The organism is Variovorax sp. UC74_104, assembly GCF_044055375.1.
Taxonomy (GTDB): Bacteria; Pseudomonadota; Gammaproteobacteria; order Burkholderiales; family Burkholderiaceae_C; genus Variovorax.
Map to the genome: position 1 here is coordinate 1449197 of NZ_CP171978.1, position 24020 is coordinate 1473216.

Here is a 24020-nt window from a genome sequence, read left to right on the forward strand (position 1 = left end):
GAGCGTCGGCCTTCGGGCCGTGACTTTCGGACAAGGAGGCTTTCATGATGACCATTTCGCAACCGCAGCAGCAGCGTCGACAACAGCAACCCCGGGGGCGCACGCTGGCCTGCGCACTCCGCTGGAGCGTTGCCGCCGCCATCGCATCGCTGGCGGGCTGCGCGGCGCCCCCGCCGGCTGCCACCGACACCAGCGCGGCAAACACCGCTGCCACGGGCACCGACTCCGCCGCATCGCGCCCGCCCCCCGGGGCGAGCCTGGCCGGCCAGGCCCGCACCTTCTCGACGCAGCTCGCCACCTACACCTCGGTGAGCTTCGACGCGGTGCCGGGCTGGTCGCGCGACGACTTCTCCGAGAGCTGGCCGGCCTTCCTCGGCAGCTGCAAGGTGCTCAACGGTCGCGGCGCCGAATGGAAGTCGGTGTGCGACCGCGCGCTGAAGGTCGACAGCAAGAACAACAACGCGATCCGCGGGTTCTTCGAAAGCGAGTTCTCTGCCTACCAGATCCGCGACGACGACCGCCGCCCCGACGGCGTGGTCACCGGCTACTTCGAGCCCGAGATCGCGGGCGCGCGCCAGTACGGCGCCCCCTTCATCTATCCGGTGTACGGCCAGCCCGAGGACATGCTCTTCGCCGACGCGCGCAAGCTGCCGCCGGGCAACGGCACCGTGGCGGCCCGCGTCGAAGGCCGCAACGTGGTGGTGCAGACCGGCCTGAGCACGCGCGACATGGGCGCGCCCGGCCTCTATGCGCTGGACCTCTCGGCCATCTCGCGCGACACGCTCGACCGCAAGGTGCGCCTGCGCATCGAGGGCAAGCAGCTGCTGCCGTACTACACGCGCGAGGAGATCGAGACCAAGGGCGCGCCCAATGCCAAGGTGCTGGCCTTCGTGAGTAGCGCCACCGCGCTGTACGAGATGCAGATCCAGGGCTCGGGCCGCATCCGCATGGCCAACGGCGACATCGTGCGCGTGGCCTATGCGGAGCAGAACGGCCAGCCCTTCCGCCCGACGCTTGCGCAGGCCGCCAACGGCAAGCCGCGCAGCCCGGTGAAGGTGCGCGGCTCGTCCATCGAACTGCAGCTCGACGACGGCGACGACGACAGCGACATCGGCGCGGTGGCCGACGGCACGATCCGTACGCGCGGCTTCACGCTCGCGCGGCCGGTGGCCAGCGGGCCGGTGGTGGTGCCGGGGCGGCGTCCGGCGGCCGGCGCGGTGACGGGCTCGGGCATCAAGGACCCGAGCTACGTGTTCTTCAAGGAATCGCCTTCGCCCGTGGGCGGACCGGTGGGCGCCTTCGGCGTGCCGCTGTCGGCGGGGCGCTCCATTGCCGTCGATCCGCGCAGCACGCCGCTGGGATACCCGGTGTTCGTCTCCACGCGCACGCCCGGCAGCGGCGCGCCCATGCAGCGCCTGACCATCGCGCAGGACACCGGCGGCGCCATCCGCGGCGCGGTACGGGCCGACTACTTCTTCGGCAACGGCCAGCAGGCTGCCACCAACGCGCGCCGCATGAAGGAGCGCGGCCAGCTATGGATCTTGCTGCCGCGCGGCCTTGCCGTGGCGCAGGCGGCCGTGTCCTCGGCCATCCGCACGCGCGGCGGGCCGGTGGGCGCGAACCTGCCGCAGTGCCTGGTGCCTTCGGAGGGCACCTGCGTCGACGACTGAAGGATCGAGAGATGCGAGACCCCGGGCCCATGGCCATCCCGCCGGCCCGCGAAGCGAGGCCCGTTCGGGGAACACCGCGGAACCGGCTTTGCCGGGCCGCCGGTGTTGCCCCTGCAAGGGGGTGGGCGAAGCGACACGAAGTGCGCGCAGCCTGGGGGTGAGCCAATGATCGAGACGCTGTCGTCCGCGGAAAGCAGCGAGCTCGTCCGCCTGTGGCGACGGCGCCAGACGCTGTCCCCCGACGACATGGGCGCCATGTACCGCATCGTGGGCGATGCGCTGGTGGCCTGCAACCCGCCCGAGCTGCAGGTGCTGGGCGAGGGCCGGCAGGAGCTGGTGGCGCAGTTCATCTACGTGAAGGTGCTGCGGCTGGATGCCGACCCCGACGAGGCCGAGGAGCGCGCCGGCCACAGCGCGCCTTCCACCGCCTTCGCGCTGTGCGCCTACTTCCGCCGCTACCTCATCGACTGCACGCGCGCCAGTTCCTTCCGCCGCAAGCTCTCCATCGGCGACCAGATCACCGAGGCCCAGCTCGAAGACGAGATCGGCGCGGGCGAAGACCTCGAAGGCTGCCTCGCCGAACACGGCCTGAGCATGCAGGCGGTGCAGAAGGCCGCGCGCGAATTCATCGCCGGGCTGCCCGAGCCCGAGCGCCTGCTGCTGTGCGAGGGCTTCGGCAAGGAGGCCGAGGGCGGGCTCTCGGGCATCGCCTCGCGCCATGCCATTGCCTCCTACCACTACCGCGCGGGCCGGCTGGGCCTCGTGCACAAGCGCGAGGGGCTGACGGCGGACTACGCCAAGACCCGGCTCGGCGGCTGGCTGCAGCAGACGCTGGGCATCGCCATCGAGCCCGGCAACATGGCGGCGATCCTGCAGGTTTTCAAAATCCTCGGTGCTGAAGCGTCTTATGCCTGAAGACATAGCCATTCAGGAACAGACGCCATGACCCACGACCTCTGGCCCCCGCTCAGCGTGATACGCAGCACGCTGGAAACAGGCACGGCCGTGCCCGGCGGCGCACCCGGCACCGCCACCGTCGCGATGCCGGGCATATCCCCCGGAGCGCCGCCGGGGGCCGAACCTTCGCCGACGGCCGCGTCCGACCTGCTGCTGCCGCTCACCGAATTGGCCCGGCGCCGCGAGGCCGTGGCCCGGCGCGCCTTCCCGGCCCGCTGGGCGCCGGGCCGCCTCGTCAGCGTGCTGCACCAGGGGCGCATGCTCGGCGTGCTGCTCGACCGTCGCGTGCAGGGCGAACTCTGGCAGGGCTGGATGGCCGCGGGCGAGGCCGACTGGGCCGGCGCCTTCGACGTGCTGCTGGAGCCGGACGACGAGCCCTTCGAGCCTGCGTTCGGCGTGATCCAGGCCTGGAACGTGCTCACGCTCGAGCCCGGCCCGCAGCTTTGCGCGCGCGTGCTCGGCGAAGTCACGGCCACGCGGCTCGCGGCGGTCCGCGCGGTGCACGACGAATGGGCCGCGCACGCCGCTCCGGCCATCGCGCCCGAGCCGGGGCGCATCGCGCTGCGCAGCGTGGGCGGCGGCGTCTTCTCGGTGCTGTCGGGCACGCCGCTCGGGCCCGAAGACCCGCGCACCGAGTACCAGGACCTGTACCGCGACGTCGGCCTCGAGCTGGGCAAGGCGCTGTCGCGGCCGCAGGGCGAGGAGGCTTCGGCCTCTCCCGCTGCTCCGTCCGCCGCTTCGCCCGCGCGGCCGCAGCCCGGGCCCGAAGGCGGCTGGTGGGGCAGCATCCGCCGCTGGTTCGGGTCCGAAGGCTGGGTGCGCCCGGCCTTCGCCGTGCTTGCGCTGGTCGTGGTGGTCCAGAACATAGGGCTGCTCGGCGGACCCGGCGCGGGGCCGGAGGAAGACGAAGTGCGCTTCCGCGCAGTGCCCGCGGCACCCGCGCCGGCACGCGCGGACCTGATGGTGCGCTGGAAGGCCGGCGTGCGCATGGACGAGGCCGACAGGCTTCTGCAGTCGATCTCGGCCGACGTGGTGGGCGGGCCGGGCGGCGACGGCGCATGGCGCCTGCGCGTACCCGAGCCGGTCGATGCGCTGGCGGTGCTCGCTGCCTCGCCGCTGGTCGAGTCGGCCGGGCCGGCGCAACGCGCCGGGGAGCAGCGGCCATGAAACGCGCCGCGCACCAGTCTTCCTTCTCCCTTGTCCACTGGGGCAGGCCGGGAACGGGCGCGCATGGCACGTACATGAGGCGTCCTCGCCAGCCTCGTCCCATCCTTGTGCCGAGAAGAGAAGGAGCAAGGCAACTGCGCCTTCTGCAGGTGCTGCTCGTCCTGTGGCTGCTCGCCTGCTGCAGCCTCGCATTCGCCACCCAGCGCGCGCTGCTCGTCGGCGTTTCCGAGCTGGTCAACCAGCCGCAGGCGCTTTGGCTGCAGGCGCCGCGCAACGACGTGCTGCTGATGCGCGACGCATTGCAGAAGCAAGGCTTCGCGGCGACCGACATCGCCGTGCTGGCCGACGGCGTGAACGGCGCCGCGCTGCCCGAGGCGCAAGCGATCCACGACGCGCTGACGAAGCTGCTCGCGCAGTCGAAGAGCGGCGACTTCGTGCTGCTGTACTTCTCCGGCCACGGCACGCGGCTGCGCGACATCGTCAAGCGCTACCAGGAGCCCGACGGGCTCTCGGAGAACTTCCTCGCGCGCGACGTGCGCGGCACGCTCGGCAGCGACAACGCCCTGGCGGGCGACCTGCGCGACGTGGACTTCGATGCGTGGATCCAGTCCTTCCTCGCGAAGAACGTGTTCGTCGCCTCGGTGTTCGACACCTGCTCCGCCAACTCCATGACGCGCGGCACCGCCGATGCGCCGCCCACCGCCGAGGGTCCGCCCGACGACGAGGTGCGATGGCGCGGCCTGCGCGCGACGCAACTGGCGGCCGGTGCGCCGCCCGCGCGCGCGCTGGCGCCACCCGCGCCGGCCGAGGCCGTGCCGCGCGCCCGCTACGTGGCCTTCTTCGCGTCCGAGAGCCACCAGATCACGCCCGAGCTGCGCCTGCCGCGCAAGGCGCGCAACGCCAGGCCGCAGGGCCTGCTGACCTGGGCGATGGTCGAGGCCCTCTCGCGCAAGCCCGCCACCTGGCGGGAATTGTTCGACGGCGTGCTCGCGCTGTACCCGCCGGTCATCGACGAGCTCGCGCAGCGCTTCCCCACGCGCGAGCTCCCATCGCCGGTGGCCGAAGGCAACCTCGATGCGCCGCTGTTTGCCAACAGCGGCGCTCCCGCATCCACGCGCCCCGTGTGGCGCGCGCAGCGCAGCGGCGACAGCCTGGCCATCAAGGCGGGCCTGCTCGACGGCCTCGCGCAGCAGCAGGAGCTGCGCGTGCTCGCGACGCTCGACGACGGCACCGTGCGCGGCGCGTCCGCCACGGTGGCGCAGATCAAGCTCGGCGGCGCGTGGCTCGCCGTGCCCGCTGCGTTGAAGGACGTGCCGGGCAGCGCCTTCTGGAGCGTCACGCCGATGAGCGAGCCCGCCGCGACCGCCTTGCGCGTTCGCGTCGACAAGCCGCTGCCCGCCGGCCTCAGCCTCGACTACCCGGCCGCGATCCGCGTGGCCGAAGACGCCGCCACCGCCGACGTGCGCTGGACCGATCTCGGCCCATCGGGCCAGCGCCTCGAACTGCTGGCGCCGCTCTTCGGTACGAGCGTTTCCACCGTGGTGCTGCCCGACACCGCCGCGCTGCGCCGCCGGCTGCAGGCGCTGGCGCAGCTCAAGTGGCTCTCGCAGCTGCAGGGCTACGGCAAGGACGGCCAGCTCGACGGCTTCGACGTCGCGCTGGAGGTGTGGAGCGGCGACCGCTTGCTGCGCAGCGTGCCAGTTGCACAGGCGGCGAACGCATTGCCCGCCGCGCGCACCGGCGAGCGCCTGCGCCTGAACGTTCGCAACACCAGCGGCCGTTCGCTCGATCTGGTCATCGCGGGCATCGACGCGCGCGGCAACCTGCAGCCGGTGTACCCCGACGAGTCCGGCGAAACCAACCGCTTCAAGCGCGGCACGCCGGAGCAGCCTTCGGTGAAGCGCTTCGACTTGCCCTGGCTCGATGCGGCGGGCGACGCGCGACTGCTGGTCATGGCCGTGCCCGCCACGCCCTACAGCGCGCCGCGCATCTTCGGCGTGGGCTACGCGCAGGCCGATGTGTCGGAAGTGCGCGTGCGCGGCGGGCAGCCGCCGGCCGAGAGCGCCGAGCGCCAGGTGTTCGCGGCCCTGCTGCGCAGGAGCGGCGGGGCGGACGCGGGGGCCAGGCCATGACGGTTCCAGTTCTTCTTCTTTCCTGTTCTTGTTCCATCGATTTCCGGAGGTGATATGGCATTCCTAGACGACGGCTCCTGGAGCCCTGAAGACGCCCGCCAGTTCTACGAACTGATCGGCACCGGCTCGTCCGAGACCGACCTGGTCATGCTGATCGAGAACAAGGGCGCCCCGGTCGAAGGCGAGCTGGAGCGCAGCTTCGACGACGGCAAGGCGCGCCTGAACATCGGCGGCTACTACTGGTCGGTGCAGGTGCCCGAGTCTTCCAGCCAGAACCAGGTGGTGCCCAACAACCTGATCGTCGCGCGCCGCAGCGACGCGGCCACCGCCACCATCGCCAGCCTGCTGCGCGCGCAGGAGAAGGACCTGAAGATCATGATCAGCGCCTTCAAGTCCGGCGGCGACGAGCGCTCGCCCGATGCGCAGTCGACCTTCGAGATGTTGCTGGAGAACGCGCGCATCTGCCGGCTGGTGCTGAGCTCGGGCGGCCACTGGGGCGTGCCCTCGGAGCTGATCTCCATCAGCTACCGGACGGTGAAGGTGCGCTCGGCCCCGCAGAAGACCACCGGCCTGCGCGGCGCGGTGCGCGAATGCCAGTTCACGCGCGCATGAGCCGCGCACCGAGTCCAGCCACAAGGAGCCGCACACCATGACCACCGCCGCCGAATTCCTTAAGGCCGCCGACCCTGCAGCCGCCCTCAAGGCCTTGAGCGACGACGTGCGCGCCAAGCCTTCCGACAGCAAGCACCGCGTGTTCATGGCGCAGCTGCTGTGCGTGCTGGGGCAGTGGGAGCGCGCGCTCAACCAGCTCACCGTGGCGGCCGAGCTCGACGCGCTGGCCGTGCCCATGAAGCAGGTTTACGGCGAGGCCGTGCGCTGCGAGGGCCTGCGCGCCGAAGTGTTCGCCGGCACGCGCACGCCGATGATCTTCGGCCAGCCCGACGAGTGGCTGGCGCTGCTCATCGAGTCGCTGCTGCGCCAGGGCCGCGGTGAGAGCGAGCTGGCGGAAGACCTGCGCCAGCGCGCCTTCGACGGCGCGCCCGCCATCGGCGGCACCATCGACGGCAAGCCCTTCGAGTGGCTGTCCGATGCGGACATGCGCCTGGGCCCGGTGCTCGAGGCATTCGTCAATGGCAAGTACTACTGGATTCCGTACGCGCGCCTCGCGCACATCAAGATCGAGCCGCCCGAGGACCTGCGCGACTGCGTGTGGATGCCCGCGCACCTGCAGTTCGAGAACGGCGGCGAGACGCTCGCGCTCATTCCCACGCGCTACGAAGGCACCGAGAAGCAGGAAGACGGCGAGCTGCGCCTCGCGCGCAAGACCGAGTGGCGCGAGCTGCGCCCCGAGGTCTGGGCCGGCTGGGGCCAGCGCGTGCTCAGCAGCAGCGACGGCAACGAGTACGCGCTGATGGACGTGCGTGAGATCCTGTTCACGCCGGCGGAAGCGGAGGCAGAAGCGCCGGCCGAGGGTGCGGTCGATGGCTGAGCTCACGGCGCAGGAGCGGCTGCAGCCCTCGCTGCTCGACCGCCTCGTCGACAACGCGCCCGACGAGAAGCGCGAGGGCGACGACAAGCGCACGCTGACCAAGCAGGCGCTGCGCCAGGCCGTGCTGCGCGACCTGGGCTGGCTCTTCAACGCCACCGGCTACGGCCTCTCGATGGACGACAGGCAGTACCCCAACGCGGCGCGCTCGGTCATCAACTACGGATTGCCTATGCTGTCTGGCCAGTTCACCTCGTCGGTGCAGCGTGTCAGCATGGAACAGGCTTTGAAGAACGCAATCCTGCAGTTCGAGCCGCGCATCCTGTCCCGAACACTCGAAGTCGAACTCATCATGGAAGGCCCCGCACTGGACTCGCACAACAGCATCGGCCTGCAGATCCGCGGCATGCTGTGGGCGCAGCCCGTGCCGCTGGAGTTCCTCATGCGAAGCCGCGTAGATCTTGAAGAGGGCCGCATCGAGATAGTGGACATGGCGCAGAACCCAAGGTAAGTCCGACATGGACCCTCGGCTGCTGAGTCTGTACGAACAGGAACTGCGCTACTTCCGCGAAAGCTCTTCGGAGTTCGCGCGCGCATTTCCAAAGATTGCGCATCGGCTTGGCATCGAAGGCCAGGAGGTCGCCGACCCGTACGTGGAGCGGCTGATCGAGGCCACTGCATTCCTTTCTGCGCGCGTGGGCCTGAAGCTCGATGCCGAGTACCCACGCTTCACCGGCCATCTGCTGGACATCGTCTATCCGCACTTCCTCGCGCCGACGCCGGCGATGGTGGTGGTCTCTTTCGCGCCCGATCCCGACGACGCCAACCTCGCCACCGGCCCGAGCCTGCCGCGCGGTAGCGGCCTGCGCGCGCGGCAGGCGGTGGGGCAGAACACGCACTGCGAGTTCCGCACGGCGAGCGCGCTGCGCGTCTGGCCCATCGAGGTGCAGCGTGCGCAGTACTTCACCTACGCGCCCGACCTGCCGCTGAACACGCATCCGCAGTCGCGCGCCATCCGCGGCGGGCTGCGCATCACGCTGCGTGCCACGGCCGGGCTGGACTTCAGCCAGATCGCGCTCGACGACCTGGTGCTGCATTTCGGCGGCGCGGAAGACGTGGCCTGGCAGCTGCACGAATGCGCGCTGGGCCAGCCCATCGGCGTGCTCGTGCGGCCACTGGGGCCGGGCGGCGCGCTGCAGGGCACGCCGCGCAGCCTGCCGCCGAGCGCCATCGGCGCGGTCGGCTTCGAGGATGACGAGGCGCTGCTGCCCGTGACGGCCACCGGCTTCTCGGGTTTCCGGCTGTTGCAGGAGTACTTCGCGTTCCCGCAGCGCTTCCAGTTCGTGCGCATCGGCGGGCTCAAGGCGCTGCTGGCGGAGATGCCTGTTGCAGAAGTCGAGATCGTGCTGCTGTTCTCGCGCGGCGACGCAGCGCTCGAGAAGCTCGTGAGCGCGGACAACGTGCTGCTGCACTGCGTGCCCGCGGTGAACCTCTTCAGCAAGCGGCTCGACCGCGTGGCCATGACCGAGGGCGTGAGCCAGTTCCACCTCGTGCCGGACCGCACGCGCCCGCAGGACTTCGAGGTGCACACCGTCACCGAGGTCATCGGCCATGGCGCGCCCGGCAGCGATGCGGTCGCGGCCGAGCAGCCGTTCAGGCCCTTCTATTCGGCCTTTCACGGCAGCCGCCTGAGCCATCCGGCCTACTTCACGACCACGCGCGAGCCGCGCATGCTGTCGGTGCGCCAGCGCACCGAGGGCAACCGAAGCAGCCACATCGGCTCCGAGGTCTACATGCAGATCGTCGATCCGCAGCAGGCGCCTTACTCGGCCACCCTGCGGCAGCTGGCCGTGAGCGCGCTGTGCACCAACCGCGACCTGCCCCTGCTGATGCCGCTGGGCCGCGAGAACGACTTCGACTGCGTCGATTCCTTCCCCGTGCAGCGCGTGCGCATGGTGCGCGGGCCGTCGCGGCCGGTGTCGCCGGTGGTGAGCCAGGGGCTGGGCTGGCGCGTGGTCGATCACCTCGCGCTCAACTACCTCTCGCTGTCCGACAGCACGCCGGAGCAGGGCGCGGCCGCGCTGCGCGAGACGCTGATGCTCTATGCGGTGCATGCCGACGAGATGCGCCAGGGGCAGGTGCGCGGGCTGCTGTCGGTGAAATGCAAGCCGGTGGCGCGCCGCCTGCCGATGAAGGGGCCGATCGCCTTCGGCCGCGGGCTGGAGGTGACGCTCGAAGTCGACAAGGACGCCTTCCACGGCCACAGCAGTTTTCTCTTCGGTGCCGTGCTGGCACGCTTTCTTTCGCGCCACGTCGAGGTGAATCATTTCGTCGAGACCGTGCTGCGCATCGCGGGCAAGGGCGAGACCATGCGATGGAGGCCGCTGTGCGGGACGCGGCAGATCCTGTGACGAGCGCGGCCTCTGCACCCGAGACCGGCGGCACCGTGCAGGCGCGCGTCGATGCGGCACTGCGCGGCTGGTCGGACCAGCCCTGGGCCTTCGACTACTTCGCCGTGATGCGTCGGCTGGAGTCGGTCGCGAAGACCACGCCGCGCTGGGGCCGCGCGCTGCTGCCCGGCGCCGAGCCGGTGCGCGTGGGGCAGGAGCCGTCGCTCTCTTTCGCGCCCGCGAGCTTCAGCCGCTTCGAGCCCGCCACCGCGCATTCGCCGCCGCGCCTGCGCCAGCAGTTCTTCGGCTACATCGGCCCCAACGGGCCGCTGCCGGTGCACCTGAGCGACTTCATCCGCGAGCGCAGCCTGAACCATGGCGACCCGACGTGGCTGGCCTTTCTCGACAGCTTCTCGCACCGCTTCTCGCTGCACTTCTACCGCGCGTGGGCGCAGTCGCGTCCCGCCGTCGCGCTCGACCGGCCAGGCGAGGACCGCTTCCGCCTGCAGATCGGCGCGCTGGTGGGCATCGGCGCGCCGGGACGGGTGGGGCGCGACGAGATCCATGACGACGCGCGCCTGCACTTCTCGGGCTGGCTCGCGCGCCGCGTGCACAACGTGGAAAGCGTGGAGAGCGTGCTGTGCAGCTACTTCGGCGTGCCGGTGAAGCTGGAGCGCTGGGTCGGCCACTGGATGAGCCTGCCGGCCGGCGAGCTCACGCGGCTGGGGCAGGGCGAGAGTTCGCGTTCCATGGGCATGGGCGCCATGCTCGGCACCCGCGCCTGGGACCGCCAGCACCGCGTGCGCCTGCACCTGGGGCCGCTCACGCTGGAGCAGTACCGCATGTTCCTGCCCACCGGGAATGCCCGCCCCGTGCTGCAGCGCTGGATGCAGCAGCTGCTCGGCGACGAGCTCGAGTGGGATGCCGAGCTCGTGCTCGAGAAGGTGCAGGTGCCGCCCACGCGCCTGGGCGAGGCGAAGGGCAGCGCGCCGCGCCTCGGCTGGGTGTCGTGGCTCGGCGAGCGCCCGCGCTCGCGCGACGCCGCCGACGTGCGCATCGGCAACCAGTCTTTCAACAAGCCCATCTTCATTCGTTCAGAAGAGATACGGAGTCCCTCATGAGTGAAATCAGCCGCACCGCCCTTTTCGGCAAGCTCAACTCGCTGGCCTACAAGGCCATCGAAGGCGCCACCGTGTTCTGCAAGATGCGGGGCAATCCGTACGTGGAGCTGGAGCACTGGTTCGCGCAGCTGCTGCAGGCGCAGGACTCCGACCTGCACCGCGTGATCCAGCACTACGGGCTGGACGTGTCGGTCATCGCCAAGGACATGACGGCCGCGCTCGACCGCCTGCCGCGCGGTGCCACCGCCATCAGCGACTTCTCTCCGCACATCGAGAACGCCATCGAGCGCGCGTGGACCTACGCCACGCTTCAGTTCGGCGAGGCGCAGGTGCGCACCGGCTACCTGCTGGTGGGCATGCTGAAGACGCAGAGCCTGCGCAATCCGCTGTTCGGCCTGTCGAAGCAGTTCGAGAAGGTGAAGGTCGAAGACCTGGCCGACAACTTCGCCAAGATCTGCGACGCCTCGCCCGAGGCGCAGATGCGCGCGCAGGACGGCACCGGCATGGGCAGCGGCGCGCCCGGCGAAGACTCCGGCGCGATGGCGCCGGCCGCCATGGGCAAGGGCGATGCGCTGAAGAAGTTCGCGGTCGACCTCACCGAGAAGGCGAAGAAGGGCGAGATGGACCCGGTGACCGGCCGCGACGAGGAGATCCGCCAGATCGTCGACATCCTCATGCGCCGCCGCCAGAACAACCCGCTGCTGACCGGCGAGGCCGGCGTCGGCAAGACGGCCGTGGTCGAAGGCTTCGCGCAGCGCCTGGCGCGCGGCGACGTGCCGCCGCAGCTGAAGGACGTGAAGCTGCTCACGCTCGACATCGGCCTGCTGCAGGCCGGCGCGAGCATGAAGGGCGAGTTCGAGCAGCGCCTTCGCCAGGTGATCGACGAGGTGCAGAGCTCGCCCACGCCCATCATTCTTTTCATCGACGAGATCCACACGCTGGTGGGCGCAGGCGGTGCTGCCGGCACGGGCGATGCGGCCAACCTGCTCAAGCCGGCGCTCGCGCGCGGCAACCTGCGCACCATCGGCGCGACCACCTGGGCCGAGTACAAGAAGTACATCGAGAAAGACCCGGCGCTCACCCGCCGCTTCCAGGTGGTGCAAGTGCCCGAGCCCGACGAGACCAAGGCGATCCTGATGCTGCGCGGCGTGGCCAGCGTGCTCGAGAAGCACCACCGCGTGCAGCTGCTCGACGAGGCCATTGAGGCGGCCGTGAAGCTGAGCCATCGCTACATTCCCGCGCGCCAGCTGCCCGACAAGGCCGTGAGCCTGCTCGACACCGCCTGCGCGCGCGTGGCCGTGTCGCAGCACGCCACGCCGCCCGAGGTGGAAGACTGCATGCGCCGCATCGAAGGACTGACGGTGGAGCAGGAGATCATCGGCCGCGAAGAGGCCATCGGCATCGACGTCACCAAGCGCGCCGCGCAAGTCGCCGCGCTGCTGGCCGAGTCGAAGGTGCAGCTCGATGCGCTGAATGCGCGCTGGCAGGAAGAGAAGGGGCTGGTCGACCGGCTGCTGGAGCTGCGCAGCAAGCTGCGTGCGGGGAACAAGCCGGTGGATACGCCGGCTGCCGCTACGGCCACCGATGTGGCCGCGCCCGCATCCGCCGAGCTCGCACCCGATCGCGCCGCGCTGCTGGCCGAACTGCATGAGCTGCAGGCGAAGATCCATGCGGTGCAGGGCGAATCGCCGCTCATCCTGCCCTCGGTCGACGAGCAGGCCGTGGCCTCGGTGGTCGCCGACTGGACCGGCATTCCCGTCGGCCGAATGGTCAAGAACGAAGTGGAGGCGGTGCTCAAGCTCGCCGACACGCTCAACCAGCGCGTGATCGGACAGAAGCACGGGCTGGAGATGATCGCGCGGCGCATCCAGACATCGCGCGCGCGGCTGGACAACCCGCAGAAGCCCATCGGCGTGTTCATGCTCTGCGGCACCTCCGGCGTGGGCAAGACCGAGACCGCGCTCGCACTGGCCGAGGCGCTGTACGGCGGCGAGCAGAACATCATCACGATCAACATGAGCGAGTTCCAGGAGGCGCACACCGTCTCCACGCTCAAGGGCGCGCCCCCGGGCTACGTGGGCTACGGCGAGGGCGGCATCCTGACCGAGGCGGTGCGCCGCCGGCCCTACAGCGTGGTGCTGCTCGACGAAGTGGAGAAGGCCCACCCCGACGTGCACGAGATCTTCTTCCAGGTCTTCGACAAGGGCTGGATGGAAGACGGCGAGGGCCGGATGATCGACTTCAAGAACACCATCATCCTGCTGACCACCAACGCCGGCAGCGAGCTGGTCATGAGCATGTGCCGCGACCCCGAGCTGCTGCCCGACCCCAACGCGCTGGCCGATGCGCTGAAGGCGCCGTTGATGAAGGTGTTCCCGCCCGCGCTGCTGGGCCGCATCGTCACCATTCCCTACTACCCGCTGTCGCCCGAGATGATGAAGAAGATCGTGCGGCTGCAGCTGGGCCGCATCAAGAAGCGCGTGGAAACCAACCACGGCGTGCCCTTCGAGTACAGCGACGCGGTGGTCGACCAGGTGGTCGCGCGCTGCCAGGACCCGGAGTCGGGCGGGCGCGTGATCGACGCGATCCTCACCAACACCGTGCTGCCGACGATCTCGGTCGAGTACCTGCAGCGGCTGGCTTCGGGCGGCGAGATCCGGCGTGTTGCGCTGGACGTGAAGGACGCCGACTTCACCTACGCGTTCGACTGACAAGCCTCCACCCCCAGAGAAAAAGATGGCCGACAACGAGTTCCGCATCGAGAGCGATTCACCCGCCAAGGACGACCTGATGTTCTGGCGCATCGTGGGGCACGAGGCGCTGGCGCGTCCGTCGGCCTACGAGCTCACGGTGATCTCGAAGAACAAGGCCATCGACGCCAAGGACATCCTCGGGCATGCCTTCGACGTGGTGATCGAGTTCAAGGATGCCGACGGCGGCACGCACGAGCGGCACTGCCAGGGCCATGCGGTGCGCTTCGTGCGCGCCGGCCACATGGGGCGGCACCATGAATACCGCATCACGCTGCGCTCGTGGTTCTGGCTGCTCACCAAGCGCGCCAACTCGCGCATCCTGCAGGACAAGAAGGTGCTCGAGGTGCTCGACGCGGTGTTCGAGGACAGCCCCATCAAGCGCTTCAAGAAGACCAAGGCCGACAACGTCATCGGCACCCACAACCCGAGGCGCTACTGCGTGCAGCACCAGGAGAGCGACTACCGCTTCCTGTCGCGCCTGCTGGAGGACGAGGGCATCTACTACTGGTTCGACGCGCACGGCGCGCCCGGCACCATGCACCTTTCGGACGCCAGCGACCTGGCGCACGAGAAGCTGCCGGCGGTCGACACCCTGCGCCACATGGCCGTCAACGCCGCCGAGCCGCGCTTCAACGAGATCTCGCGCTGGGTCAGCGGGCGCCAGTTCGACACCGGCAAGCACGCATCGCGCGACAGCGACTTCAAGGCCATCAAGAAGAAGCTGGGCGCCGACATCGACGCATCGGACGACCACGAGCTGGCGAGCCTGGAACTGTTCGAGTTCCCGGGCGGCTACTTCAGCGGCGACGACGCCGAGACCCGCGCCAAGCTGCGCGGCGACGAACTCAACGCGCACCGCGACCGCCACTGGGCCGTGACGCCGTGGCCCGACGTGACGGCCGGCCGCGGCTTCAAGTACGAAGGCGACCCCGACGGCACGCGCAACGGCGACTACGTGATCGCGGCCTGCACCTTCGTCGCCAGCCATCGAGGCTACGAGGGCGTGAGTGCCAGCGCCCCGGCGCAGCCCGTGCACAAGGCGCTGGCCGAGGTGCTGCGCGACGACGCGGTGAACGCCGACACGCTGCCGGTGCTGGAGGAAATCATCGCCGCCACCCCCGCGCTGTCGGCCGCGCAGACCGGCAGCAGCATCTTCCTGCTCACCGTGATTCCCACCGAGCGCCTGTTCCGCACGCCGCGCCTCACGCCGCGCGTGACCATGCCGGGGCCGCAGACCGCCATCGTGGTCGGCCCCAAGGGCGACGAACTGCACGTGGACGACCACGGCCGTGTGAAGGTGCACTTCCACTGGGACCGCTACGACGAGAGCAACGAGAAGTCGACCTGCTGGATCCGCGTGTCGCAGCCCTGGGGCGGCAAGGGCTGGGGCGGCTACTTCATCCCGCGCATCGGCCAGGAGGTGATCGTCGACTTCCTCAACGGCGACCCCGACCGGCCGATCATCATGGGGCGCGTCTACAACGACGAGCAGCCCATTCCCTACAAGTCGCCCACCCAGAGCGGCTTCAAGACCCGCTCCACGCCCGGCGGAGGCTCCTCGAACTACAACGAGATCATGTTCGAGGACAAGAAGGGCGAGGAGAAGATCAACATCCACGCCGAGCTCGACATCAGCCGCAGCGTGGAGCGAGACGACTCCACCACCATCGACCGCGACCAGAGCGTCACCGTCAAGCGCGACCAGACCAACCACGTGGACCGCGACCGCAAGAGCACGGTGACGCGCAACGACACCAACATGGTGGTGGTCGACCAGAAGAACACGGTCAAGGGAAAGCAGAACAACCAGGTGGTGGGCGACCGCAGCACCTTCGTCGACAGCAACGACACGCTGACCGTCACCGGGACGCGCAAGACCGACGTGACCGGCGCGCGCACCGACACCTCGCGCGCGGGCGAGACCCGCAACGTGATCGGCAACCAGACCATCACCGTCAGCGGCAACCTGACCTACAAGGCCGCGAAGATGAGCTTCGAGGCCGGGCACATCGACTGGATGGTGACGGGCGCGAGCTCGAAGTACATCACGGTGCCCACCGGGCCGCTGCACCTGATGGCCAACAAGATCAAGCTGATGAGCAACACCGGCATCGAGATGATGGCGGTGGGCAGCATCGACGCGACCTCGGTCGGCTCCAACACGACCATCCTCGGGCCGAACACCAGCGGCTACATCGGCACCAACAGCGAAGCCAACCTGGGCATCGCGCGCTCGACCTTCATGGGCATGAGCATCGACAACGCGCTGGCCATCGCCATCTCCAACTTCGGCGGCGTGGCGATCGATACCGCGCTGGGCGTCAAGCTGTCGTCCGGCGTCGCGCCGGAGATCCAGGCGTTTCCGATCGACGTGGAGCAGGCCGCGCTGCATACCTTCACGCCGGGCGCGGGTGCCGGCGGCGCGGGTGGTGCCGCCATTGCCGGCGCGCTGGGAGCGGTCGCGGGCCTGGCCAGCGCGGACGCGGATATCGCCGCGACGCTGAAGCAGTACGCGGACGCCGCCAATGCGCTGGACAACGCCGCCAACGAAGCGGACGCCGCGCACCTGCCCGGCCTCGCAGGCCGGCTGCGTTCGCTCGGCGCGATCACGCGCAACCGTCGCGTGGAAGGCGTGATCGGCAGCATCCCGGTGCTCGGAACCGTTGCGATCGCTGGCGGTGAACTGATCGTCGGTGCCCTGGGCGCCGCCGGCGTCGGGACCGGCGGCGAACGGCTGGCTGCCGACGAGTCGGTCAACGCGGACGGCTCTGCCGCGCCGCCCCCGCCCCCGCCGGCTCCTCCCGCACCGCCGCCGGCACCCGGAGTGGGCGCGCCCGCGGACCCGACGCAGGAGTGGAGCCCGACGCCTCCAGCACCGCCACCACCACCACCGCCGCCACCGCCACCGCCGCCACCGCCGCCACCGCCGCCGCCACCGCCACCGCCACCGCCACCGCCGCCACCGCCGCCACCGCCGCCGCCACCGCCACCGCCACCGCCACCGCCACCGCCACCGCCACCGCCACCGCCACCGCCACCGCCACCGCCACCGCCACCGCCACCGCCACCGCCGCCGCCGCCGCCGCCGCCGCCGCCGTCATCCGACCCGCTGGACGGAGGTGTGCCACCGAACGACGACTGGGAATGAAGAGGGCTGCCGACAGACCATGCAAGTCCTCAAACCCCAGGCGCTCGGCTTGTCGACGCGCCCCATCGAGTACCGCAAGCGCTTCGGGCTCAGCATCAGCGCCTGCCTGCACCTGCCGTTCGCGCAGGGCGAGCGCGGAACACTGTGGGCGGAGCAGTCGATGTGGTCCTTCCTGGCGAAGGAGATGGCCCAGCCGATGATCGACGAGGGCGTGGCCAAGCTCACGCCGGAGTTCCTGGTGCACGGCAAGGCATTCCCGCCACCGGACCGGCCCGACGGCTGCGCCGTGAGAGCCCGCTTCGGCGCGCAGGAAAAGACGCTGCTGGTGCTGGGCGACCGCTACTGGGACGGATCGAAGCCGAGCAAGGCGCGGCCTTTCGCGCAGATGCCGCTGGACTGGTCGCGGGCCTACGGCGGGACGGACTTTCCCCTCAACACCGCCGGCCGCGGCAGGCAGAAGGCCGATGGCGTGGCCTGGCTGCCCAACATCGAACTGCCGCACGACCGCCTCCTGCGCCCCGACCAGGCCATCGCGCCCGCCGGCATGGGGGCGCTCGACGTGATGCATCCGCAGCGCGTGCAGTACCGCGGCACCTACGACGCCGACTACCTGAAGCTGCACGCGCCGGGCTTCGCGCCGGACACCGACTGGCGCTACTTCAACCTGGCGCCGCCGGACCAGTGGATGGGGGCGCCGCTCGTCGGCGACGAGCCGTTCTCGTTCGAGAACATGCATCCGGAAAAGCGCCTGATCGAAGGCCGCCTTCCGGGCATGCGGGCCCGCGTGTTCGTCGGCTACCGCATGGCGGCCGGAGAGCCCAAGGTGCGCGAGGTACCGCTGCGGCTGACGACGGTGTGGTTCTTCCCGCATGCCGAGCGCTGCATCGCGATTTTCCAGGGCCTGGCCGAGGTCGGCACCGACGACGGCTCCGACGTGGTCAGCCTCATGGGAGCCGTCGAACGCATCGGCCAGGTTCGCTCCGATGCGCACTACCTCGACGCTGCCGCGAAGCGTGCCGATCCGAAGATGGGGCCCATCTACGCCATCGTCGACAGCGACCTGCTTCCGGAAGGCGTGAACACCGTCGACCCCGACGTGGAAGCCGCCAAGGCACCCTTCGGCACGGAGGGCCTGCAGGGCGAAGCACAGCGCCGCCGCGCCGGGATGGATGTGGCCTTCGCCCGCGAGAAGGCCATTTCCATGGGCAAGGACCCGGACGCGCTGGGCATCCGCATGCCTGCGCGCGAGAAGGTTCCGGTCGGCGACGAACTGCCGCCCTACCTCGAGAAGAAGATGAAGGAGGCCGAGGCACAGCAGTGGGCGGCGCTCGAGGATGCGGTCACCGTCGTCGAGCGGGCACTGGCGATGTCGCAGGAGCAGAAGATCGACCTCGCCAGGCTGCGGCATCGTGGTCCGCCGAAGTACGACCCCGACAGGCACATGGCAGAGATGCGCGCACAGGCCGCCATGGGAACGAGGCCTGTCGATCTGGCGCCCATCTATCCGAAGCTGTGCCAGATCGAGGACGCGCATCGCGCGGGCTATCTCCAGTCCGCGCACATGCAGCCGCCGGCATTTCCGATGGCTGCGCAAGAGGCAGCGAAGCTGCGCGGCGAGATGGCGCGCGCCAGCGCTGCGGGCATCAAGTTCTTCGCGGGCATCGACCTCACCGGCGCCGATCTCTCGGGCCTCGACCTGCGGGACGTGAACTTCGAAGGCGCGTGGCTCGAGAGTGCGAACCTCGCCAATACCAATCTCTCCGGCGCCAACCTTGCGGGCGCGGTGCTGGCGCATGCGAATCTGGAGGGCGTGATCGCCATCGGAGCGAAGTTCGGCAAGGCCAATCTCGGCAAGGCGCGGCTCTCCCGCGGCGTCTTCGACGATGCCGACTTCAGCGCAGCGACGCTCATGTACTGCGCATTCGCCGGCACGCAGATGCGGCGCGCGACATTCGCCAAGGCGAACCTGCTGAACACCACGTGGGGCGATGCCGACTGGGCCGGAGCCGACCTGAGCGGCCAGGTCTTCCACAAGCTCGATCTCAAGGGCATGCGGTGGCCGGAAGCGAACCTGTCGGTCTGCAACTTCATCGAGTCCGACCTCTCGGGCGTCGACATGCACGGCGCGAAGATGGAGAACGCGACCTTCGTGACCAGCAAGCTCGACGGCGCGAAGATGATGGCGGCTCGCTGCGCCGGCACCGTGGCGGTCAAGGGAAGCAGTCTGGCCGGTGCGGACATGAGCCAGGCCGACCTGCGCCGTTTCAACTTCGGCGCTTGCGATGCGCGCGGCGCCAAGCTGATCCGCGCCGTGCTCGACGGCGCCAATCTCTGCGAGGCCCTCCTGGAGGGCGCCGACCTGCGGCTCGCCAGTGCGAAGGGCGCGCTGATGCGCAAGGCCGTCTGCACCAATGCGCTGTTGTCGGGCGTGAACTTCAGCGAGGCCATCTTCCAGTCGGCGGACCTGCGCGGAGCCGACCTGCGGCGCAGCAATCTCTTCGGCGCCGACCTCGGACGCGTGCGGCTCGACGGCTCCACGAGCTTCGACGGCGCACTGCTCAAGCGGGCGCGAACATGGCCACGGCTCACGCCGGAACAGCAGGCCGCAGCATGAGCCCGAACCTGCTGGCCATCGCAGTCAGCGTCGGCGAGGCGCTGGAAGGCCTCGACCTGCGCAAGGGCCGCTACGCCAGGCTCGCGCTCGGCGGCGGAATCTTCTCGCGGGTCAATTTCGCCGAAACGGATTTCCGCGGCGCCGACCTGCGAGAGACAGTGTTCGACGCATGCGACCTGCGCGGCGCCATCGCATCGGGCGCCAACCTGCGCAAGGCGGTCTTCAACCGCTGCAAGCTCGACCACGCGGACCTGCGCGAAGCCAACCTGCACGGCGCCGTTTTCACGGAGTGCGACCTGACGCACGCGCAGATGGCGCAGTCGGCGATGACCATGGCCACGCTGGCGCGCTGCCGGCTGGACCATGCCGTGCTGCGCGGCGTGCAACTCGATTCCGCCGTCATCAGCCAGTCGGTGCTGCTCGACGTCTGCGCCGACGACACCAGCTGGCAATACACCACCGTCAACGAATGCGATCTCTCGCACCTGACGTGGACCGGCGCGCGCATGCTGCGCAACGTGTTCTTCAAGACCTCGCTCAAGGGCATGTCGTTCGCGGGGCTGGAGCTCAATGGCTGCCAGTTCTCGTCCGCCGACCTGAGCGGGGCCGACTTCGGCGGCGTCACGCTGCAGCAGTGCAACTTCCAGGGCGCGACTCTCGATGGCGCGAAGTTCGCGAAGGCCGTGGCACCGTCGGCGATCTTCTGCGCCGCAACGGGCAAGGGCGTCGACTTCTCCGGTGCCCGCCTGCGGCAGGCTCTCTTCACCGGCGCTGTGCTGCCCAAGGCCAATTTCACAGGCTGCGACTTGTACCAGACCCATTTCGCGGGCGCGAAAGTGCAGGGCGCCGACTTCAGCGGCGCCGAGCTGACGTATGCCGACTTCAGGCACGCCGATCTCACCGCGGCCGACCTGCGCCGCGCCACCATGCTGCGCACCGTGCTGCATGCAGTCATCACCGAGAACGCGCAGATGAGCGACCGTGCCCGCGCGCTCGAGACCGACCCGGAGCTTGCCGAATCCGAGCGCTGGCAGCCGCTGGTCGCCTGACATGACGAATACGGAGAAAACAGCCACCATGAACAACGAAACGACAACGCTCACGAAAGCACGCACCGGCAAGAAGAGCCAGGCCGCGAAGGCCATTCCGGGCGAGTGGTGCGTGGGCATCCTTGGCATCGACGCGAAGGGCCGTCAGGTCGTTGCCAGCGGCGACCTGAAGCTTCGCGCACGCCGCGCCGCGAGCTGCCTGCTCGAGCCCGCGGCCGGCGACAGCGTGGCCTGCCTGCGCATCGCGCCCGACGAAGTCTGGGTCATGGCCGTGCTGCAGCGCGAGGAAGGCACGGCCAATGTCGTGAACTGCGAAGGCGGCGGCATGCGCATCGCCGCGGAGGGCGGGCGCATCGAGCTCGCTGCCGAGGAGCTCGACATCGCCACGCAGCGCACGCGCCTTGCCACCGACAGCGCCGACGTCGTCGGCCGCCAGCTCAGCGTGGTCGGCACCAGCCTCAAGCTCGTGGGCTCGGTGCTGTCGTCGGTGATGGACCGCGTGCAGCACTTCAGCAGGCACTACCTGCGCACCACCGACGGCATCGACCGCGTGTCGGCCACGCATGTGGAGTGCGAGGCGCAGCAGCTGATGCGTCTGGAGGGAGAGCACACCCTGGTCAACGGCCGCGAGCTGGTCAAGGCGCGCGGCGCGCAGATCCACTTCGGCTGAAGCCCGGCGGAGAAGAAGAGAAATGTTCGCCAACTGCCAGCTGATGGGCACGGACATGGGCTTTCCCGATGTCTGCATCACGCCCGCCGCGCCGTCGCCGATTCCGGTGCCGTACCCGAACATCGCCATGGGTCCGATGGCGATTCCGAACTGCCCGACGATCCTCATCATGGGCGGTCCGGCCCACAACCTCGGCACCACCATTCCGATGACCAACGGCGACAACTCCGGCGTGCTGCTGGGCGTGGCCTCGGGCACGGTGATGGGGCCGAGCCGCCATCTCACCGGCGCCTTCACGGTGCTGATGATGGGCATGCCCGCGTCGCGCCTGACCAGCGTGTCTCTGCAGAACAGCACCAACTGCCCCGGCGTGCGCACCGTGCCGAGCCAGCCGCTGGTGCTGCTGCTGGCGCCCTAGAGAAACCGAAGCAAAGAGGCTGCGCCGCCTTACAGGCGCATGGGGGAGAAAGCCAAAAATGGCAGACCAGGAGTTCCGCATCGAGAGCGACTCGCCCGTGAAGGACGAGCTCATGTTCTGGCGCATCGTGGGTCACGAGGCACTGGCACGCCCCTCGATCTACGAGCTCACGGTGCTGTCGGAGAACAAGGCCATCGACGCGAAGGACATTCTCGGGCGCGCCTTCGACATCGTCATCGGCTTCGAGGACGCCGACGGCGGCAGGCACGAGCGGCACTGCCAGGGCCACGCGGTGCGCTTCGTGCGCGCGGGCCATGCGGGGCGCTATTTCGAATACCGCTTCACCCTGCGCTCCTGGTTCTGGCTTCTCACCAAGCGCGGCAACTCGCGCATCCTGCAGGAGAAGCCCGTGCTCGACGTGCTCGACGCGGTGTTCGAGGACAGCCCGATCAAGCGCTTCAAGAAGACCCGGTCCGACAACGTCGTGGGCACTCACAAGCCGCGCCGGTACTGCGTGCAGCACCAGGAGAGCGACTACCAATTCCTATCGCGGCTGCTGGAAGACGAAGGTATCTATTACTGGTTCGATGCGCACGATGCGCCCGGCACCATGCACCTCTCGGATGCCAGCGACATGGCGCACGACAAGCTGCCCGCCGCGGACACCCTGCGCTACGTGTCGAGCGACGCCGCCGAGGCGCGCTTCAACGAGATATCGCGCTGGGTGAGCGAACGGCAGTTCGACACCGGCAAGTACGCCTCCGCCGACAGCGACTTCAAGGCCATCAAGAAAAAGCTCGAGGCGGCCGGAGGCACGCCCGACAAGCACGAGCTGGCCGAGTTCGAGGCCTTCGAGTTCGCGGGCGGCTACTTCAAGGGCGACGACGCCGACGACAAGGGCAAGCTGCGTGGCGAGGAGATCGGCGCGCGCCGCCAGCGGCACTGGGCCCTCACCCCCTGGCCCGACGTGGCCGCCGGCCGCAGCTTCAAGTTCGAGAACGACCCCGACGGCACGCGCGACAGCGACTACGTGATCGCCGCCTGCACCTTCTTCGCGACCCACCCGGGCTACGAGGGCGCCGACCTCGAGGCTTCGCCCATGCTGCCGACGCAGATGCTGCGCGAGGCTCTTGCCGACGACGCGGTGCTGGCCGACACGCTGCCGGCGTTCGAGGCGGCTGCCGCGCGCATGCCTTCGTTCGATGCGGGACGACCGGGCGCGAGCTCGTTCCTGCTGACGGTGTTCCCGGCCGACATGCCGTTCCGCCCGCCGCGGCTGACGCCGCGCGTGGTCATGCCGGGGCCGCAGTCGGCCATCGTCGTGGGGCCGTCGGGCGAGGAGATCCATGCGGACGACTTCGGCCGCGTGAAGGTGCACTTCCACTGGGACCGCTACGACAAGAGCAACGAGAAGTCGACCTGCTGGGTGCGCGTGTCGCAACCCTGGGCCGGCAAGGGCTGGGGCGGGTACTTCTGCCCGCGCATCGGCCAGGAGGTGATCGTCGACTTCCTCAACGGCGACCCCGACCGCCCGCTGATCGTGGGCCGCGTCTACAACGACGACCAGCCCATTCCCTTCGGCACCCACACGCAGAGCGGCTTCCGCACGCGTTCCACGCCCAAGGGCAGCGCGGCCAACTGCAACGAGTTCCGTTTCGAGGACAAGAAGGGCTCGGAGCAGGTGTACCTGCACGCGGAGAAGAACCAGGACATCGAGGTCGAGAACGACGAGACCCACTGGGTGGGCCACGACCGCACCAAGACCATCGACCACGACGAGACCACCCACGTGAAGCACGACCGCACCGAGACGGTCGACAACAACGAGACCATCACCGTGCACGGCCAGCGCACGGAAACGGTGGACAAGAACGAGACCATCACGATCCACCAGAACCGCACCGAAACGGTGGACCTGAACGAGACGATCTCCATCGGGCAGAACCGCACGATCACGGTGGGTGCGAGCGAGACGGCGACGGTGGCGCTGCAGCGTACGCACACGGTGGGCATCAACGAGACCATCACCGTCGGCGCGGCGCAGGAGATCACGGTGGGCGCGATGCAGGCGGTGACGGTGGGGGCGAGCCAGACGATCAGCGTGGGGGCGAACCAGTCGAGCAGCATCGGGGCCAACCGGTCGGTCGATGTGGGCGCGAACCTGTCGACGAACGTGGGGGCGGATGAATCGCGCAGCGTGAGTTCGGGCCGGACCACCAGCGTGGGCAAGGACGACTCGCTGTCCGTGACCAAGAACCTCGTCATCACGGCTGGCGACTCGGTCTCGATCACTACGGGCAGCGCCAGCATCACGATGAAGAAGGACGGAACCATCGTCATCAAGGGCAAGGACATCACGATCGACGCCTCGGGAAAGATCAATGCGAAGGCGAGCAGCGACATCGTGATGAAGGGTTCGAAGATCTTGCAGAACTGAAGGCACTC

General features: G+C 69.4%; 16 protein-coding genes. All 16 read left to right on the forward strand.

The window, feature by feature from the left end; genetic code table 11:
* Positions 1–44: 44 nt before the first annotated feature.
* The 16 genes from ACHMXA_RS06805 (at position 45) to ACHMXA_RS06880 (ending at position 24012) form a co-directional block, all read left to right on the forward strand.
* Positions 45–1670, forward strand: a complete 1626-nt coding sequence (locus ACHMXA_RS06805) for a murein transglycosylase A (protein ID WP_395319547.1) — start codon at positions 45–47, stop codon at positions 1668–1670.
* 165 nt (positions 1671–1835) lie between these two features.
* Positions 1836–2585 (forward strand): hypothetical protein, encoded by a 750-nt coding sequence (locus tag ACHMXA_RS06810; RefSeq protein WP_395319549.1) that lies wholly within the window; start codon positions 1836–1838, stop codon positions 2583–2585.
* Between the two features lie 27 nt (positions 2586–2612).
* The gene (locus ACHMXA_RS06815; protein WP_395319551.1) at positions 2613–3794 is read left to right on the forward strand and encodes a hypothetical protein; all 1182 of its coding nucleotides are present in this window, start codon (positions 2613–2615) and stop codon (positions 3792–3794) included.
* Between the two features lie 149 nt (positions 3795–3943).
* Positions 3944–5926: a caspase family protein gene (locus tag ACHMXA_RS06820; protein WP_395319553.1), complete on the forward strand. Its 1983-nt coding sequence runs from the start codon at positions 3944–3946 to the stop codon at positions 5924–5926.
* Positions 5927–5980: 54 nt separating this feature from the next.
* Positions 5981–6538: a hypothetical protein gene (locus tag ACHMXA_RS06825; protein ID WP_395319555.1), complete on the forward strand. Its 558-nt coding sequence runs from the start codon at positions 5981–5983 to the stop codon at positions 6536–6538.
* Positions 6539–6575: 37 nt separating this feature from the next.
* A complete protein-coding gene (locus ACHMXA_RS06830) occupies positions 6576–7415 on the forward strand; it encodes a type VI secretion system accessory protein TagJ (protein WP_395319557.1) in 840 nt (279 codons plus the stop codon).
* Positions 7408–7923: a type VI secretion system baseplate subunit TssE gene (gene tssE, locus ACHMXA_RS06835; protein ID WP_093204116.1), complete on the forward strand. Its 516-nt coding sequence runs from the start codon at positions 7408–7410 to the stop codon at positions 7921–7923. Before ACHMXA_RS06830 ends, tssE begins: the two co-directional genes overlap by 8 nt.
* A gap of 7 nt (positions 7924–7930) precedes the next feature.
* On the forward strand, positions 7931–9823 hold the full coding sequence (gene tssF / locus ACHMXA_RS06840) for a type VI secretion system baseplate subunit TssF (protein WP_395319560.1): 1893 nt from the start codon (positions 7931–7933) through the stop codon (positions 9821–9823).
* Positions 9820–10923: a type VI secretion system baseplate subunit TssG gene (gene tssG, locus ACHMXA_RS06845; RefSeq protein WP_395319562.1), complete on the forward strand. Its 1104-nt coding sequence runs from the start codon at positions 9820–9822 to the stop codon at positions 10921–10923. Before tssF ends, tssG begins: the two co-directional genes overlap by 4 nt.
* On the forward strand, positions 10920–13634 hold the full coding sequence (tssH, locus tag ACHMXA_RS06850; protein WP_395319564.1) for a type VI secretion system ATPase TssH: 2715 nt from the start codon (positions 10920–10922) through the stop codon (positions 13632–13634). Before tssG ends, tssH begins: the two co-directional genes overlap by 4 nt.
* Before the next feature lie 25 nt (positions 13635–13659).
* Positions 13660–16824 (forward strand): type VI secretion system Vgr family protein, encoded by a 3165-nt coding sequence (locus tag ACHMXA_RS06855; RefSeq protein ID WP_395319566.1) that lies wholly within the window; start codon positions 13660–13662, stop codon positions 16822–16824.
* Between the two features lie 19 nt (positions 16825–16843).
* Positions 16844–19438, forward strand: a complete 2595-nt coding sequence (locus ACHMXA_RS06860) for a DUF2169 domain-containing protein (protein ID WP_395319568.1) — start codon at positions 16844–16846, stop codon at positions 19436–19438.
* Positions 19435–20487, forward strand: a complete 1053-nt coding sequence (locus tag ACHMXA_RS06865; protein ID WP_395319570.1) for a pentapeptide repeat-containing protein — start codon at positions 19435–19437, stop codon at positions 20485–20487. The genes ACHMXA_RS06860 and ACHMXA_RS06865 overlap by 4 nt, the downstream gene beginning before the upstream one ends.
* A 28-nt stretch (positions 20488–20515) precedes the next feature.
* Entirely contained in the window at positions 20516–21157 is a 642-nt protein-coding gene (locus ACHMXA_RS06870; RefSeq protein WP_395319572.1) for a DUF3540 domain-containing protein, read from the forward strand.
* Positions 21158–21179: 22 nt separating this feature from the next.
* Entirely contained in the window at positions 21180–21575 is a 396-nt protein-coding gene (locus tag ACHMXA_RS06875; RefSeq protein ID WP_126025731.1) for a DUF4150 domain-containing protein, read from the forward strand.
* A gap of 58 nt (positions 21576–21633) precedes the next feature.
* Entirely contained in the window at positions 21634–24012 is a 2379-nt protein-coding gene (locus ACHMXA_RS06880; protein ID WP_395319575.1) for a type VI secretion system Vgr family protein, read from the forward strand.
* The last annotated feature ends 8 nt before the right edge of the window (positions 24013–24020 follow it).